The organism is Pimelobacter simplex, assembly GCF_024662235.1.
Classification (GTDB): domain Bacteria; phylum Actinomycetota; class Actinomycetes; order Propionibacteriales; family Nocardioidaceae; genus Nocardioides.
The window spans coordinates 196,568-209,368 of sequence record NZ_CP096276.1 but is presented as its reverse complement, the minus strand read 5'-3'; the positions used below and the strand labels follow the sequence as shown (position 1 = coordinate 209,368).

General features: G+C 65.7%; 11 protein-coding genes, 1 tRNA gene and 1 pseudogene. 7 read left to right on the top strand and 6 right to left on the bottom strand.

Annotated elements, in window-relative coordinates; translation table 11 throughout:
- Nucleotides 1-8: 8 nt before the first annotated feature.
- Nucleotides 9-347 (top strand): hypothetical protein, encoded by a 339-nt coding sequence (locus M0M48_RS01035; RefSeq protein WP_257754050.1) that lies wholly within the window; start codon nt 9-11, stop codon nt 345-347.
- Nucleotides 348-569: 222 nt separating this feature from the next.
- On the opposite strand, the gene istB is transcribed toward M0M48_RS01035, so the two are convergent.
- Genes istB through M0M48_RS01020 form a run of 3 tightly spaced genes read right to left on the bottom strand, consistent with a single transcriptional unit; the run spans nt 570 to nt 4,062 of the window.
- Nucleotides 570-1,397 carry an IS21-like element helper ATPase IstB gene (istB, locus tag M0M48_RS01030; protein ID WP_257751254.1) on the bottom strand — a complete coding sequence of 276 codons (828 nt, stop codon included), beginning with the start codon at nt 1,395-1,397 and terminating at the stop codon, nt 570-572.
- Nucleotides 1,394-2,755, bottom strand: coding sequence for an IS21 family transposase (gene istA, locus M0M48_RS01025; protein ID WP_257751255.1), 1,362 nt, complete (start codon nt 2,753-2,755; stop codon nt 1,394-1,396). The genes istB and istA overlap by 4 nt, the downstream gene beginning before the upstream one ends.
- 59 nt (nt 2,756-2,814) lie before the next feature.
- Nucleotides 2,815-4,062, bottom strand: coding sequence for an IS256 family transposase (locus M0M48_RS01020; protein WP_215817487.1), 1,248 nt, complete (start codon nt 4,060-4,062; stop codon nt 2,815-2,817).
- 680 nt (nt 4,063-4,742) lie between these two features.
- Here M0M48_RS01020 and M0M48_RS01015 point away from each other — a divergent pair.
- The 4 genes from M0M48_RS01015 (at nt 4,743) to M0M48_RS01000 (ending at nt 9,400) form a co-directional block, all read left to right on the top strand.
- Nucleotides 4,743-5,891 carry a DUF1998 domain-containing protein gene (locus M0M48_RS01015; RefSeq protein ID WP_257754049.1) on the top strand — a complete coding sequence of 383 codons (1,149 nt, stop codon included), beginning with the start codon at nt 4,743-4,745 and terminating at the stop codon, nt 5,889-5,891.
- Complete coding sequence (locus tag M0M48_RS01010) at nt 5,891-6,751, top strand: YDG/SRA domain-containing protein (protein ID WP_257754048.1); 861 nt, start codon at nt 5,891-5,893, stop codon at nt 6,749-6,751. Before M0M48_RS01015 ends, M0M48_RS01010 begins: the two co-directional genes overlap by 1 nt.
- Before the next feature lie 292 nt (nt 6,752-7,043).
- A complete protein-coding gene (locus M0M48_RS01005; RefSeq protein WP_257751311.1) occupies nt 7,044-8,282 on the top strand; it encodes an IS256 family transposase in 1,239 nt (412 codons plus the stop codon).
- A gap of 323 nt (nt 8,283-8,605) precedes the next feature.
- Nucleotides 8,606-9,400 (top strand): hypothetical protein, encoded by a 795-nt coding sequence (locus tag M0M48_RS01000; RefSeq protein ID WP_257754047.1) that lies wholly within the window; start codon nt 8,606-8,608, stop codon nt 9,398-9,400.
- A 475-nt stretch (nt 9,401-9,875) separates the two neighbouring features.
- Here M0M48_RS01000 and M0M48_RS30985 read toward each other — a convergent pair.
- Nucleotides 9,876-9,983 (bottom strand): annotated as a pseudogene (locus M0M48_RS30985) (DUF2510 domain-containing protein); the annotation flags it as partial.
- 9 nt (nt 9,984-9,992) lie between these two features.
- Nucleotides 9,993-10,607, bottom strand: coding sequence for a hypothetical protein (locus M0M48_RS00995; RefSeq protein WP_257754046.1), 615 nt, complete (start codon nt 10,605-10,607; stop codon nt 9,993-9,995).
- Between the two features lie 98 nt (nt 10,608-10,705).
- Here M0M48_RS00995 and M0M48_RS00990 point away from each other — a divergent pair, with 98 nt between their 5' ends.
- Nucleotides 10,706-10,939: a helix-turn-helix domain-containing protein gene (locus M0M48_RS00990; RefSeq protein WP_257754045.1), complete on the top strand. Its 234-nt coding sequence runs from the start codon at nt 10,706-10,708 to the stop codon at nt 10,937-10,939.
- A gap of 244 nt (nt 10,940-11,183) precedes the next feature.
- Nucleotides 11,184-12,302, top strand: coding sequence for a DNA sulfur modification protein DndB (locus M0M48_RS00985; RefSeq protein ID WP_257754044.1), 1,119 nt, complete (start codon nt 11,184-11,186; stop codon nt 12,300-12,302).
- A gap of 101 nt (nt 12,303-12,403) precedes the next feature.
- On the opposite strand, the gene M0M48_RS00980 is transcribed toward M0M48_RS00985, so the two are convergent.
- Nucleotides 12,404-12,497, bottom strand: a tRNA-Leu gene (locus M0M48_RS00980).
- Between the last annotated feature and the right edge of the window lie 304 nt (nt 12,498-12,801).

Genomic DNA, 12,801 nt, shown 5'->3' with positions numbered 1-12,801 from the left:
TGCTGCGGGTGACCACACCTGGACTCGTCGAAGCGAGGCGCCTCGCAATCCACGAGCCCCAATCCGGACGGGCGCTCACGACGGTTCAGACACTGCGAGCGTTCGCGGACTCCGCAGGTCTCAACGCTCAGTCCGAGTTCGATGAAATCGCTGAAGCACTCGGGCTGCACCACGAGCTTGATCAGTGGGCGCGCGAGGACCTGATGGGATGGCTGCGCACGTACTTCACAGTGCTTCGCGACCCCGCGACCACGGTTCGGTGGCCAAACGAGCTCTCGCCAAGCGGGAACGTCATGAGATCGCTACGCGACGTCGAGGACAGTTCACCCATCACGGAAGGGATCTGAGAGGCATGCGGGTCGAACGAAGCCCATCCCAGATACTGTTCAACTTCCTTCCAGGTCAGACGGCGGATCTCGACGGCCGCATCTGGAGGGTGCAGGAGTGGCGGGATCCCGAGCCGCTGCTGGTGGACGAGGGATCAATTCGGCGCCGCCTGCTTGGGGCCGTGATGGCGCTCGCCGAAATTCCCCAGGGTCGCTCATCTAAGTTCCCCACCCTGGGCGGTGTCACTGTAGCGGTCGGCGGGTGCCGGTCGCGGCGTGACGGAGTGCTTCGTTCTTGGCGTGGTGGTCGCGGAGTCGGTAGGAGTCGCCGTCCAGGTTGAGCACCACAGAGCGGTGCAGCAGCCGGTCGAGCATGGCGGCGGCGACGGTGGTGTCGCCGAGCACTTCGCCCCAGCCTGCGACGCCGCGGTTGGTGGTCAGCACGATGCTGGTCTTGAGGTAGCGCTGGGACACGACCTGGAACAGCGCGGAGGCGGCTTCGCCGGGCAGCGGCAGGTAGCCGAGCTCGTCGATGACGAGGAGGGTGGGGCCGGCGAAGAACCGCATCGTGGTGGCCCAGCGTCCTTCGATGGCGGCGCGGTGGCAGCGGGCGGCAAGGTCGGCGGCGGTGGTGAAGTAGGTGCGGTAGCCGGCTTCGGCCGCAGCCCTGCCGAGCCCGACGGCGAGATGGGTCTTCCCGACACCTGGCGGTCCGATCAACAAGACGTTGGTCGCGGTGTCGAGGTAGCGGCAGGTCGCGAGCTCCTCGACGAGCTTTTTGTCGACGCCGGGGGCGGCGTCGAAGTCGAAGTCGGCCAACGTGGCCGGGGTCGGCAGGGATGCGAACCGGAGTCGGCCGGCGAGCCTGCGGGCTTCGGTGGCTTCGACCTCACGGGCGAGCAGGTGCTCGAGCGTCGCGGTCATCGACCACTCTTCGGCTTCTGCTTGGGCGAGCACGCCGGGGAGGTGTTCGGCGGCCGCGGTTAGCTTCAAGGCGGCGAGGTGGCCGCGCAGCTGCTGGTAGAGGCTGGCCTGCGTACCGTTCATCGGCACGGTCAGGGAGTCGGTCATGTGAGGGTGTTCCTTCCGGTTGCTGCTCGGTCGTACTTGGACAGGTCGATCACCACGTCGTCGCTGGAAGCGGCGGTGGCGGTGAGGTCGTCGGGTTGCTGGCGAGCGCGCAGGACGTCGGCGGCCGCCAGGGCCGCGGGGCCGGGTGGGATGCGTTCCTTGCGGCGGTGCGGGCGGGAGGTGTCGTGGCCTGCCAGGACGAGCTGCTCGAGCGCGATCACGTGGCCGTGGTCGCGGACCATCACCCCGGCGCCGTCGGGTGCGAGCTCGTGGCGGGCGATCACGATCCCGCTGCTGGTGGCGATGTCGACGTGCGGGTCGCCGAGGCGCTGGGACACGACGACCTGGGCTCGGGCCAGCTCGGGCGGGACGGAGTAGAAGTTCCCGCGCCAGGCGACCAGTGCCTGCGCCGACACCGTCCGGTCCTCGCGGATCGTGGCGGGGAACGGCGTGGCCGGCACCGGCGCCAGTGGTTCGCGTTCGGCGACCGTGAGCACGCTGGCTCGGCCGTCGACGGCGGATGGACGCAGCCGGGCATCACCACGCAGCTCGCAGAAACGGTCCAAGGAGGCTTGGGCTTCCTCGATGGTGACGTCGTCGGGCAGGGTGCGCCACCAGCGTTGCGCGGCGGTGTGATTGGACTTCTCGACCACGCCCTTGCGGTTCCCGCGTCGCGGCGGGCAGATCGCGATCTGGACGCCGTAGTGCTTGGCCACCGCGGCGAACGTCGCGGTCACCTTGCCCGACTCCGGGTGGCACACCGTGGTCATCCGGTCGAAGCGCCACTTCTTCGTCAGTCCACCCAGCTTGCGGGCGACGGCGTCGAGTCCGGCGATCAGGTGCGGCTGCTGCTCGGTCGGAGCCAGTTGGCCGCGCCACTTGCCGGAGTGGGCCAGCGCGCCGACGAGCAGGTGCGCGTTCTTGCCCCATCCCCAGGCCGCTGGCGGGTTGGGGAGCTCGAGCCAGTCCCACTGGGTCTCCTCACCCGGCGGATGCTCGATCGGCGCGTTCGCCCGGCCCTTCGTCGCGCTGCAGGGCTCGCAGTGCGGCCGCAGATCCCGGGTGCGGATCTGGCGGGTGAACGTCGGATACGACCGGTCGTAGCCCAGCGCGGTGACCTCGTCGAACAACGTCACCGCCCACAGGTGCGGGTCCTCGGTCAGACGTGCGCGGACGTAGTCGAGGTACGGCTCGAACGGGTCGTCGTCGGCGGGCTTCCGTTCCCCGGCGACCCGCTCGCCGTCGAGGTAGGCGCGGATGGTCTTGCGGTCCCGGCCCAGGTGCCGGGCGATCGCAGAGATCGTCCAGCCCTGCCGGCGCAACGCGTGAGCGTCGATGTCTTCCTCCCGTGTCAGCATGGGAAGCGAGGGTCAAGTCCCGGCTAGTGGTGTAGCGCTGTGTTCCTTCGCTGGGGGGTTCAGGCAGTGAGTGCTGGCAGTTGGTCGGCTCCGATCTCGGTGTCGGTGGTGGGGATGGGGTTGACGCGGCAGCGGGCGAGGACTTCGAGTCCGAGGTATCGGCGGCCTTCGGCCCATTCGTCGGTCTGCTCGGCCAAGACCGCGCCGACGAGGCGCACGATGGCCTCGCGGGTGGGGAAGATCCCGACGGCGTCGGTGCGGCGGCGGATCTCGCGGTTGAGTCGTTCGGCGGGGTTGTTGGACCAGATCTGGGTCCACACGTCCTTGGGGAATTCGGTGAACGCGAGGATGTCCGCACGCGCTTGGTCGAGGTGGTCGTGGACCTCGGGGAGCTTGCCGTCGACGTAGTCCAGCAGCCGGTCGAACTGGGCGTGCACCGCCGGCCGGTCGGGCTGGTCGTAGACGCTGTGCAGCATCGCCTTGACCGCCGGCCACATCGACTTCGGCGTCACCGACATGAGGTTCGCTGCGTAGTGGGTGCGGCACCGTTGCCAGGCCGCGCCAGCCAGGTTCGCTGCGACCGCCTCGACCAGACCGGGGTGGGCGTCGCTGGTCACGAGCCGTACCCCGGACAGGCCGCGGGCGACCAGGTCGGCGAAGAACTCGTTCCACGCCGCACCGGTCTCGGCGGTGGCCACCCGCATCCCCAGGACCTCGCGGTGGCCATCGCCGTTCACGCCGGTGGCCAGCAACACCGCGGCGTTGATCACCCGGCCGCCCTCGCGGACCTTCATCGTCAACGCATCGGCGGCGACGAAGGTGAACGGGCCAGCGGCATCGAGGGGACGGTGGCGGAACTGCTCGACGTGCTCGTCGAGCTCGGCGGCCATCCGCGAGACCTGCGACTTCGACAGCGAGTCGATGCCGAGGGTCTTGACCAGCTTGTCCATCCGCCGCGTGCTAACGCCGGCGAGGTAGCAGTCCGCTACCACGGTGATCAGCGCGGTCTCGGCTCGCTTGCGGCGCTCGAGCAACCATTCGGGGAAGTAGGTGCCCTTGCGGAGCTTGGGGATCGCCACATCGATCGTGCCGACGCGGGTGTCGAGGTCGCGGTGGCGGTAGCCGTTGCGCTGCGCGACCCGGCCTGGGGTGGGGCGGCCGTACTCGGCGCCGACCACGGCGTCGGCGTCCGCGGACAGCAGGGCGTTGATCATCGTCTGCAGCAGCTGGCGCATCAGATCTGGCGACGCTTCGGCGAGGGCTTCACCGAGCAGGCGTGCAGGGTCGACAATGTGAGGAGCGGTCATCGTGATGACTCCGTTCGAGAGTGCTGTGAGAGGTTCACTCGAAGGATCACGCGGTGGCCGCTGCTTCGTCATCCGTACTCGCCGGTGACGATCTCGGCGACCGCGCTACACCACTATCGGGGACTCAACTGAAGCGAGGGCTCCTTCGTGAGATGGCTGGTGGTCAGAGACCGCCATCTTCGAAGGAGCCCCACCCGCTTCTGGTGGAGCCACGGGGTGGGGAATTTCAGTGAGCAGAACTGGGGAGATTCAGCTGAGCGCCATCAGCCGTCCACCCTTGGTCTTCGACCACACCGAGACGTGACGGAGGGGCCGCGTCCGATATCGCGAGCGGTCACAGTGTCGAAGTAGTGACGCTCAACCGGCCTAGAGGGGTGACCGTCGAGTCCTGGCCGGATCTCTACATGTGCCAGCGTTGTCGGCGGGTGACCAACTCGCGCAGAGGCGACTGCAAGTGCGGCGTTCGCAGATGGAGTCAGTTGCCGTTCGTCGGGTTTCACCACTGCGGATACCTGACAGTTCCGTGGATTCCTCGTTGCCAAGCACACGACGACGTCCAGATGAACTCGCCCGGCACTGCTCAGGCCAAAGACCTGCGCTTCACCTGTCCGACCTGTAACCGTGAGCTCCTACGCGGACTCGGAGCTGGTCGTCCGTGTCGGGGGTGTGGCGCTCCCGGAATGAGCTACACGGTTCACCGGGGCGCCAATGTCTTCACTAGTCACAACTTCACGATGGTCACGCCGGCCAGACCCGACCAACTGCAGGAGCTGAACGCGATCGGCGGGGCCGCGCACTGCCTGGACTGGGTGATCGATGGCATGCCCGGAACCAGGCCGCAGGCCGCACCGCGCAGCACCGGGACGCTCTACGAGCAGATGATTGCAATGGGACTGAGCGAGGCTGCGGCGCAGGCTGCCGTTCAAGCTGCCGAGTCCGCAGGACAACAGTTCAGTCAAGGTAGCTCGACCGATTCCCTTCCCGCAGACAAGCTTGACGCCGCCCGCGAAGAGGCTCTGGACGTCGCGATCAGCGTCTACAACGGCCGCACGACGGTGTCGGACCTTGTCAGCCATGCGGGTAGTGACGCAACACGGCATCGGTTCGAGCACTCCTACCGAGGGGCGTTCTCCACTGCCGGTCTCGAGACCGTGGACCTGGTCGACCGATTCCCGGTACTCCGTGGAGTGTTTGGTTACAGCCGCGACGCGTCATCCGGGCAGTCGCGCCTCGTGATGTTCCGGGGGCGGCGCGGCGCGTACCGGGTCTACGCAGACAGGACCGAGACCGAGGCGCTGTTCATCAGACTCGACCCTGTTCGCGTGGCTAGCTGGCTTCATGGCCGAGGTCTGCTTCCAACGTGTCCGAGTACCGCCCAGGACGCGCGGCTGGCAATCCTCGGCGCTGCAGAGATCCCGCAGCGGGGGGACGAAGTGCTGCAACCCACGACCGGCAGCGCCGTGCTGACTCTTCTGCACTCAGTCTCACACCGTCTAATCCGCGCTGCTGCCGTGTATGCGGGGATCGACCGCGACGCTCTCTCCGAGTACCTCGTCCCTCGTCACCTCGGCGCCTTCGTGTACGCCGGCTCACGTGGAGACTTTGTGCTGGGCGGCCTTCAAGCTGTGTTCGAACACGACCTAGACGAGCTCCTAGACGCAATGGTTTTCGGTGAGTCCCGCTGCCCGCTTGACCCCGGTTGCCGTCGAGCCTCCGGTGCTTGCCCAGCGTGTCTGCATCTCGGCGAGCCATCCTGTAGCTACTACAATCTCTTCCTCGACCGTGGCGCCCTCTTCGGTGCGGACGGGTACTTCGGCAGGCTTGTCTGATGGTGCATGGTCGATTGCCGCACGTGCCTACCGGCACCCTCTTCGCCAACCGTCGGTCGCTCTTCGACGCTGGCGTCCACCGTGACATCCGGCGCGGCATCTGCGGTAGTGCTGTACGAGGCGGCGGCGCAGAGAGCATCGTCCTATCGGGCGGTTACGAGGATGACGTCGACCTCGGCGACGTCATCTACTACACCGGCCAGGGGTCACGAGACAAAGACGGAACCCTCATCGCCGACCAGGAGATGAAAGGGCTGAACAACAGTCTCGCCCGTTGCGTTGAGACGGGCGTGCCTGTCCGCCTGATCCGCGCAACAACGAAGGGCCTTCGCTACGACGGACTCTTCGTAGTCGAAGACGCCTGGCTGGCACCCGGCAAGAGCGGGTTCGTGATCTGCAGGTACATGTTGAGAGCGACGAATCCTGAGGCCGGAGGGGACGTTGACCTCCAGCCCGACGAGACCTCACCTCCGCTCCAGTCTGCGGAACGGGTTCCTGTCACCCACTACAGGATGATGAGGGATGGACGGGTCGCACTGTCAGTCAAGAAGCTGTACAGGTACACGTGCCAGGTGTGCCAGACACAGCTGGCAACCGTAGGAGGCTTCTACGCTGAAGCAGCTCATATCGTTCCTCTCGGATTCGGCCATGCGGGCGTCGATCATGCGAGCAACGTCCTGTGCCTTTGTCCGAACCATCACGTGCTGTTGGATCACGGCGGCATCTCACTCACCGACGACTGGGCGGTCATAGATCGCGCAGGCAATCCCATTGGCAAGCTCGTCGTGAATCCAGGCCATGGCCTCAACCCGGAGTTCGCCAAGGTCCATCGCCAGATCATGGGTTTCCACCACGACTGAGGAACTGAGATTGGTCCCGGAGCCCAGTAGTCCGGTCATCCGCCGGCGAATGCAGACGCAGCGACGACGCGACACATCCGCAGAGATGCGGATCCGCCGCGCTGTGCACTCGAGAGGTCTGCGATACCGCGTCGACCGCGCGCCCATCGGAGACATCCGTCGCCGCGCTGACAGGAGAGTCCCGTGGAGTGGTGGGGTTTGAGGGTCAGCGGCGGGGCTGCGTGAAGTAGGCGGCCATCGGCGGGATCTTCGGTGTGAAACGACCAAGTCACGCACTGAAGGAGAACCACCGATGGCCTTGTCCCAGTCTGCCCTGTCTGAGTTGCTCGAGGCGTTCCGCACCGGCGATGGCGTCGACATGATCCGCGAGTCGGTCCGCACTGTGCTCCAAGAGCTCGTCGAGTTCGAAGCTGCGGGCGCGATCGGCGCCGAGCGCTACGAGCGCACCGAGGACCGCGTCACCGAACGCAACGGCACCCGTCCCAAGCTGCTGGCTACCAAGGCCGGCGACGTCGAGCTGCGGATCCCCAAGCTCCGCAAGGGATCGTTCTTCCCTTCGATCCTGGAGCCGCGGCGCCGGATCGACCAAGCGCTGTACGCGGTGGTGATGGAGGCCTACGTCCACGGCATCTCGACCAGGAGCGTGGACGACCTGGTCGTCGCCCTCGGCGCCGACTCCGGGATCAGCAAGTCCGAGGTCTCCCGGATCTGTGAGCAGCTCGATGAGTCGGTCGGCGCGTTCCGCACCCGGCCGCTGGACCACACGCCCTTCCCGTACGTCTACCTCGACGCGACCTACCTCCACGTCCGGAACAAGCCCGGCAAGGGCGGCCAGGTCGTATCCATGGCGGTCGTGGTCGCCACCGGGATCGCCGCCGACGGCAGCAGGGAGGTCCTCGGACTCGACGTCGGCGACAGCGAGGACGAGACGTTCTGGCGAAGCTTCCTGCTCAGCCTCAAGCAGCGCGGCCTGTCCGGAGTGCAGCTGGTCATCAGCGATCAGCACTCCGGGCTCGTGAAGGCGTTGAAGCGGTCCTTCCAAGGCTCCGCGCACCAGCGCTGCCGGGTCCACTTCGCCCGCAACCTGCTCGCGCACGTGCCCAAGAGCCACGCCGACATGGTCGCCGCGGTGTTCCGCACGATCTTCGCCCAGCCCGATCCCGAGGCCGTCGCCGCCGCGTGGGACGAGGTCCGCGACCAGCTCGCCAAGTCGTTCCCCAAGGTCGCTCCGCTGATGGACGAGGCCAAGGCCGAGGTCCTCGCGTTCACCGCGTTCCCCAAGGCCCACTGGCGCAAGATCTGGTCCACCAACCCGCTCGAGCGGGTCAACAAGGAGATCAAGCGCCGCAGCCGAGTGGTCGGGATCTTCCCGAACGCGGCCGCCGTGATCAGACTGGTCGGCGCGGTCCTCATCGACATGCACGACGAGTGGATCGCCGGCGATCGCCGCTACCTCTCAGAGGAGTCCATGGCGCTGCTCAACGACCCGATGGATACTGGTGACCACGCCGCCATCGACAGCGGCGAGTAGGACACCGAGGATCCCCTCAAAGCCCACCACCCCGCGGGGCTCTGTCGCGCTGACCTCGTCTTCGGGCCAGCACAGGTCGCCGTCTATGTCGACGGGTGCTTCTGGCACGTGTGCCCACAACATGGCAGCTGGCCCAAAGCGAACGCAGAGTGGTGGCGCGCGAAACTCGAAGCCAACGTAGCGCGGGACCGAGACACTGATTCGCGCCTGCGGGCCGCCGGTTGGCAGGTCCTGCGAATCTGGGAGCACGAAGACGCGGACGAGGCGGCGACCAAAATTGAGACGGCTGTCCGAAACAGACTTGAGGCCAAGGGCCTCCCCCGGTGATGTCTGTGACCCGACTCGGCAGCTTTAGCGATCCGCTCGAAGGGCACGGGGTCAGCCTCGTGAATGCGATGGTCGCTCGCCTTCGAAGCAGTGATCTGTCGCTTCCACCCCTGCTGCCGGCGCCTGAGGGTCCGCACTTCGTTTTCGAGACCTCGCCGACGCTGTTCTCGAACCGAACGGGCAGAGGCCCCCTCCGCGTCGCGTGGGATACGAATCTCCTCATCGACTACTTCGAGCAAGGCCGGCGACTCTGGGCCGGCGAGGACCTACCAGGCGAGGTGCCGACGGGCGACAGCGAGGAGCTGGAGGGGCTGCAACTGTTGATCGCAATGTGGGTCGTCCGCGACATTCGGTTCCAAATCCCTGACTTCTTCTTGCGTGACAGCAAGAGCAAGCCCTTGTCAGCCGAACGACGTTCTCAGCGACGACATGCCATGCGCCACTTTCTCGCTGCCTTGGCCTTCACCGACGAGGGTGTCGAGCACGGCCGCCAACGAACGACGCACGCCACAGACGACTACTTCCTTCAGCGCCTCCCGAGGGGCAACGACCGCCTCATGGTCGGGGATGCTTTGCGGTCGGGTGCCGACGTATTCCTGACTAGGGACGCCGGAGTTCTCAAGGCACGCGCGGCGCTCCGAATGCTCGGTCTCCTAGTCGCCAGCCCGCTCGATGTGGTCGAGGAGCTGTCGGCCGCCGGGGCGATGCACTGCCTGTTCTCGCCCGAGTACCTCTATTGGCCGATGCCCGATCAGGCCCGCGTGGCTCACCTCGTGTCGGCACTGCACTGAGCGCGGGTAGCCGGCGGCAACGCGCAGGCCTGTCCATCCAAGCGCCGAACTCGGAGACACATGTCTGGCGTCGGCCGCCCGTGGTCGTCGCCGCGACGTCCCGACAGCGTCAGCAGTCCTGGTACTCGCTGGAGATGCAGACGCCGAGCCGCTCGTCGCGTTGGCGGTTCTGCTCAAGCTGGATCAGGCCGACGAGCACCACCAAACCGAACCCAGCGAGAATGGCCAGCTCCCACCATGCCCAAGGGCGAGATCGTTCTCTCGGGCGTTTCGAGACGGCGGCAATGGCTGCTGCAGCGCCAATCATCAATACGCCCAGGAGTGCCCCAGGACCCTCAGCAGATATGAGAGAGGGACAACAGGACGGATCCCGAACCCAACGACGAGCACCACGACCACGAACAGTGCTTTCAGTACACCGCCGGCAACCTTGTCGGAGTTTCTTGCCGGCGTCGGAGACGTTCGCGGCCGGCCTCATGGGCGCCACGTGGTCGGTCCACCGCAGGCCGTCCCAGTAGCGCTGCGTGTTCGCCATCGATGAGTCCGCGTACCAGCCTGCTGACCGCACTTCGTCGTCTCTCATGTCGTCAGCTCAGTCCATTGCCCTAGCCGCAAGTTCGGCCAGGTCCTCCGAGCTCACGCCGTAGCCACGCAGTTGGAAGACGAAGTCTCCAGTCCGGACAATCACCCCGGGAGACGGAGATTCGTCTTCGTCGTCAAGCAGGTCTGACGGGATCGACGGTCCACCCACGACGGTGTTGACATCGGTGGTGAACCAAAGGCTCTCGTCGCCGAGATCGGGCCCGGTTGCTACTTCGATGGCGACGGAGTCGGCCACGATGGCGTCGGGAGTCGTGCTCACGCGACTCTCCGGTTTGCAGTTCCGGATCAGGTCCGTCAAGGACGGGAACAGACGGTCGTCGGTTTTCTCCACGACTACGAACTGAACCCATCGGGTCTCGTCGCTCGTCATGAACCGCTGAGCCGAAACGGGCTCGGCGTATCGCTGGATGGACGTGCTGCCGTCACAGTGCGGGAGGAACACCGGTCGGTCCCCTTCGGCGTCGAGGGCGAACTCCATCGGAAGGTCCCTCACGTCAAGCGCCGGCGCCGAACTGCCGCCGATCATCTTGAGTGCGAGGAAGACGACCGCGATGACGGCGACCGGACCTCCGACCATCAATGCAACGGTCCACTTGCTGCTCACGCTCGACCTCGTTCCTGTCGCCTATCAGTGTCGTTCGCCGCAGCGATTGTTACTTATCGAGTACGGACTTTGCAGTCGAACGTCGAGAGGCTCGACTGGTGTCCAAACGTGCCGCCTCGTACGAGCAGCGGGCGCATCGCAGGGCGTTCGGCGAGAGCGTGGCGCAGCTGAGACGCCAACGCGGCTGGACCCAGGAGGAGCTGGCCGAGCGGGCCGAGCTTCATCGCAGCTACATCGCCGCGATCGAGACCGGCGGCCGAAACCCCACGCTCGACGTCATCGTCAAGATTGCTACCGGCTTACACGTGCGAGTTTCACAGCTGTTCGAGTAGCGGACGGGCCTATCGGGCACGGCCGGTCTGCGCCGGTGATCGACCACGGCGACCACGCTCAAAGCCCAGCAGGGCGACACGGCAGCGGGATACATGCATGTCAAGTGGGCCCGAGCTGGGTCATCACCAGAAGCCGTGACAGCTTGAGCACGGCGGCCAGTCATACTGCACGTACCCCTTGAAATCAACACGTTGCGGTGTCAGACTGTCCGTACGTTCAACTGATCGCACGTTAGGAGACTCCGTGAACGACCACAAAGGCGAGCCGCTGATCGTCGTTCGGCATCTCAGAGAAGTCGACGACGCGGGAACGAAGCACTACGAGGCCGTCGTAACTGGGCGCTGGTTCGATGGAGCAGAGAGCGACGGGGCCCTCCGCCTGAAGGGAAACATCCGTCCCGACTGGCAGACCGGTAAGCAAGGAGTCAAGACGAAGCGCAAGGTGGACCGGTGGGCCGAGGAGCTTCTACAAAACAACGCAGTAATGGGCAACCTCAGCATCCGTCTTGACCCGTCGTCTGCCGAGTTCGAGATGAGGCAGGACGAAGACGGCGACTGGACGATGATCGTCTGGAGCGGCGGCTTCGACACCGCCGTCGACTCTCAATCCCGAATCACCGCGATCCTAAAGGCGGCGCGCAACCCGCTCGGGACATTTAACCCAGAGACGACATTCGCGACGCGCATCTGGGTGGCCGACGACGACCTGGCCGCCAGAGTCGGGTCGGACTACAATACGCGCGGCGACAAGGTGAACGACACGGCTGCGAAGTTCGCCTACCAGGACACTGCCGAAAAGCGGATCGCCCGCATGCTGCTCACTGACAGCGGGCACCTCGGAGTCGACAACGTCGAGGTCCTCAAGAACAACGTCTCAGCCTCGAGCTCAAAGCTGGTCGCCTTCAACACCCTGACTCAAGCGATGGAGTCAAACTGGCACGGCGAGCCCATCACGCAAAGCGAAGAGGAGGAGCAGGCAAAGTTCCTCGTGTCGTTTTGGGACGAGCTCGTCAAGGTTCGGCCCGAGTTCGGCCGGCTCGGCAAGTCGGACCGCCAGGCCCTTCGCGGAGCATCGATCGCGGGTACTGCTCTCAGCATTTACGGAGTCATTGCGATCGCCGACAAGGTTCGCCAGGCGGGCCTCGACCCACGAAATGTGCTAGGTCCGCTGGCCGAGCCAGTCGACATTGACGGCGCCGCTCGCGACTACTTCTCTTACGAGAACCCGGTGTGGACCCGGATCGGGGCGCTGGTACTGGCGGAGGACCGGGCCGGCAACGAACGACTGACGCTGCGCATGAGCTTCCAGACTCGCAAGGCCGTGGCCGAAGAGCTCCTACGCCGTACTGGGCTGGCAGCTTGAGTTTCCTGTCCACGTGGACTTGAATGTATGGGTCTATGGAAATCCGGCCGGTCAACGGCCACGAAGGGGCGGCCCGCCTGGGCCGCCCCTTCGTTCCTTCGCGGCGGGGATGGGATTCGAACCCACGGGACTTCTTGTCTATGGAAATCCGGCCGCTTTTGAGGCGGCTCCGTTAAACCACTCCGGCACCCCGCCTGAGCTATCTCAGGATAGCACGGGTTCGTGCGTTGCGACAAGGGTACGTGTGTTTGAACAGGGCGGTTCCGTCAGCTCGTTCCCCTGATTCCTGACCAACGACCACGCCGATCACGTTGAACTGCGCAGGACCGGTGTACCTAGGCTTCGCGGCTGCGAACTGCTCGAAGGACGAGTAGTTGAGCGTTGGTCCTAAGGTGTCGGCGCGCGCCGGGGTGGACTCGTGCTTGCAGACGTTGCAGCGACGGCGGCGCGCGTTGCTGAGGGACGACACTCGTCAGCCTGCAGAACAGCTAACTCGGCT

Excerpts from the sequence above, each read along its gene's own strand:
- istA (WP_257751255.1), bottom strand. The coding sequence starts at position 2,755 with ATGCTGACACGGGAGGAAGACATCGACGCTCACGCGTTGCGCCGGCAG.
- istB (WP_257751254.1), bottom strand. The coding sequence starts at position 1,397 with ATGACCGACTCCCTGACCGTGCCGATGAACGGTACGCAGGCCAGCCTC.
- M0M48_RS01010 (WP_257754048.1), top strand. The coding sequence starts at position 5,891 with ATGGTGCATGGTCGATTGCCGCACGTGCCTACCGGCACCCTCTTCGCC.
- M0M48_RS01015 (WP_257754049.1), top strand. The coding sequence starts at position 4,743 with ATGAGCTACACGGTTCACCGGGGCGCCAATGTCTTCACTAGTCACAAC.
- M0M48_RS01005 (WP_257751311.1), top strand. The coding sequence starts at position 7,044 with ATGGCCTTGTCCCAGTCTGCCCTGTCTGAGTTGCTCGAGGCGTTCCGC.
- M0M48_RS01020 (WP_215817487.1), bottom strand. The coding sequence starts at position 4,062 with ATGACCGCTCCTCACATTGTCGACCCTGCACGCCTGCTCGGTGAAGCC.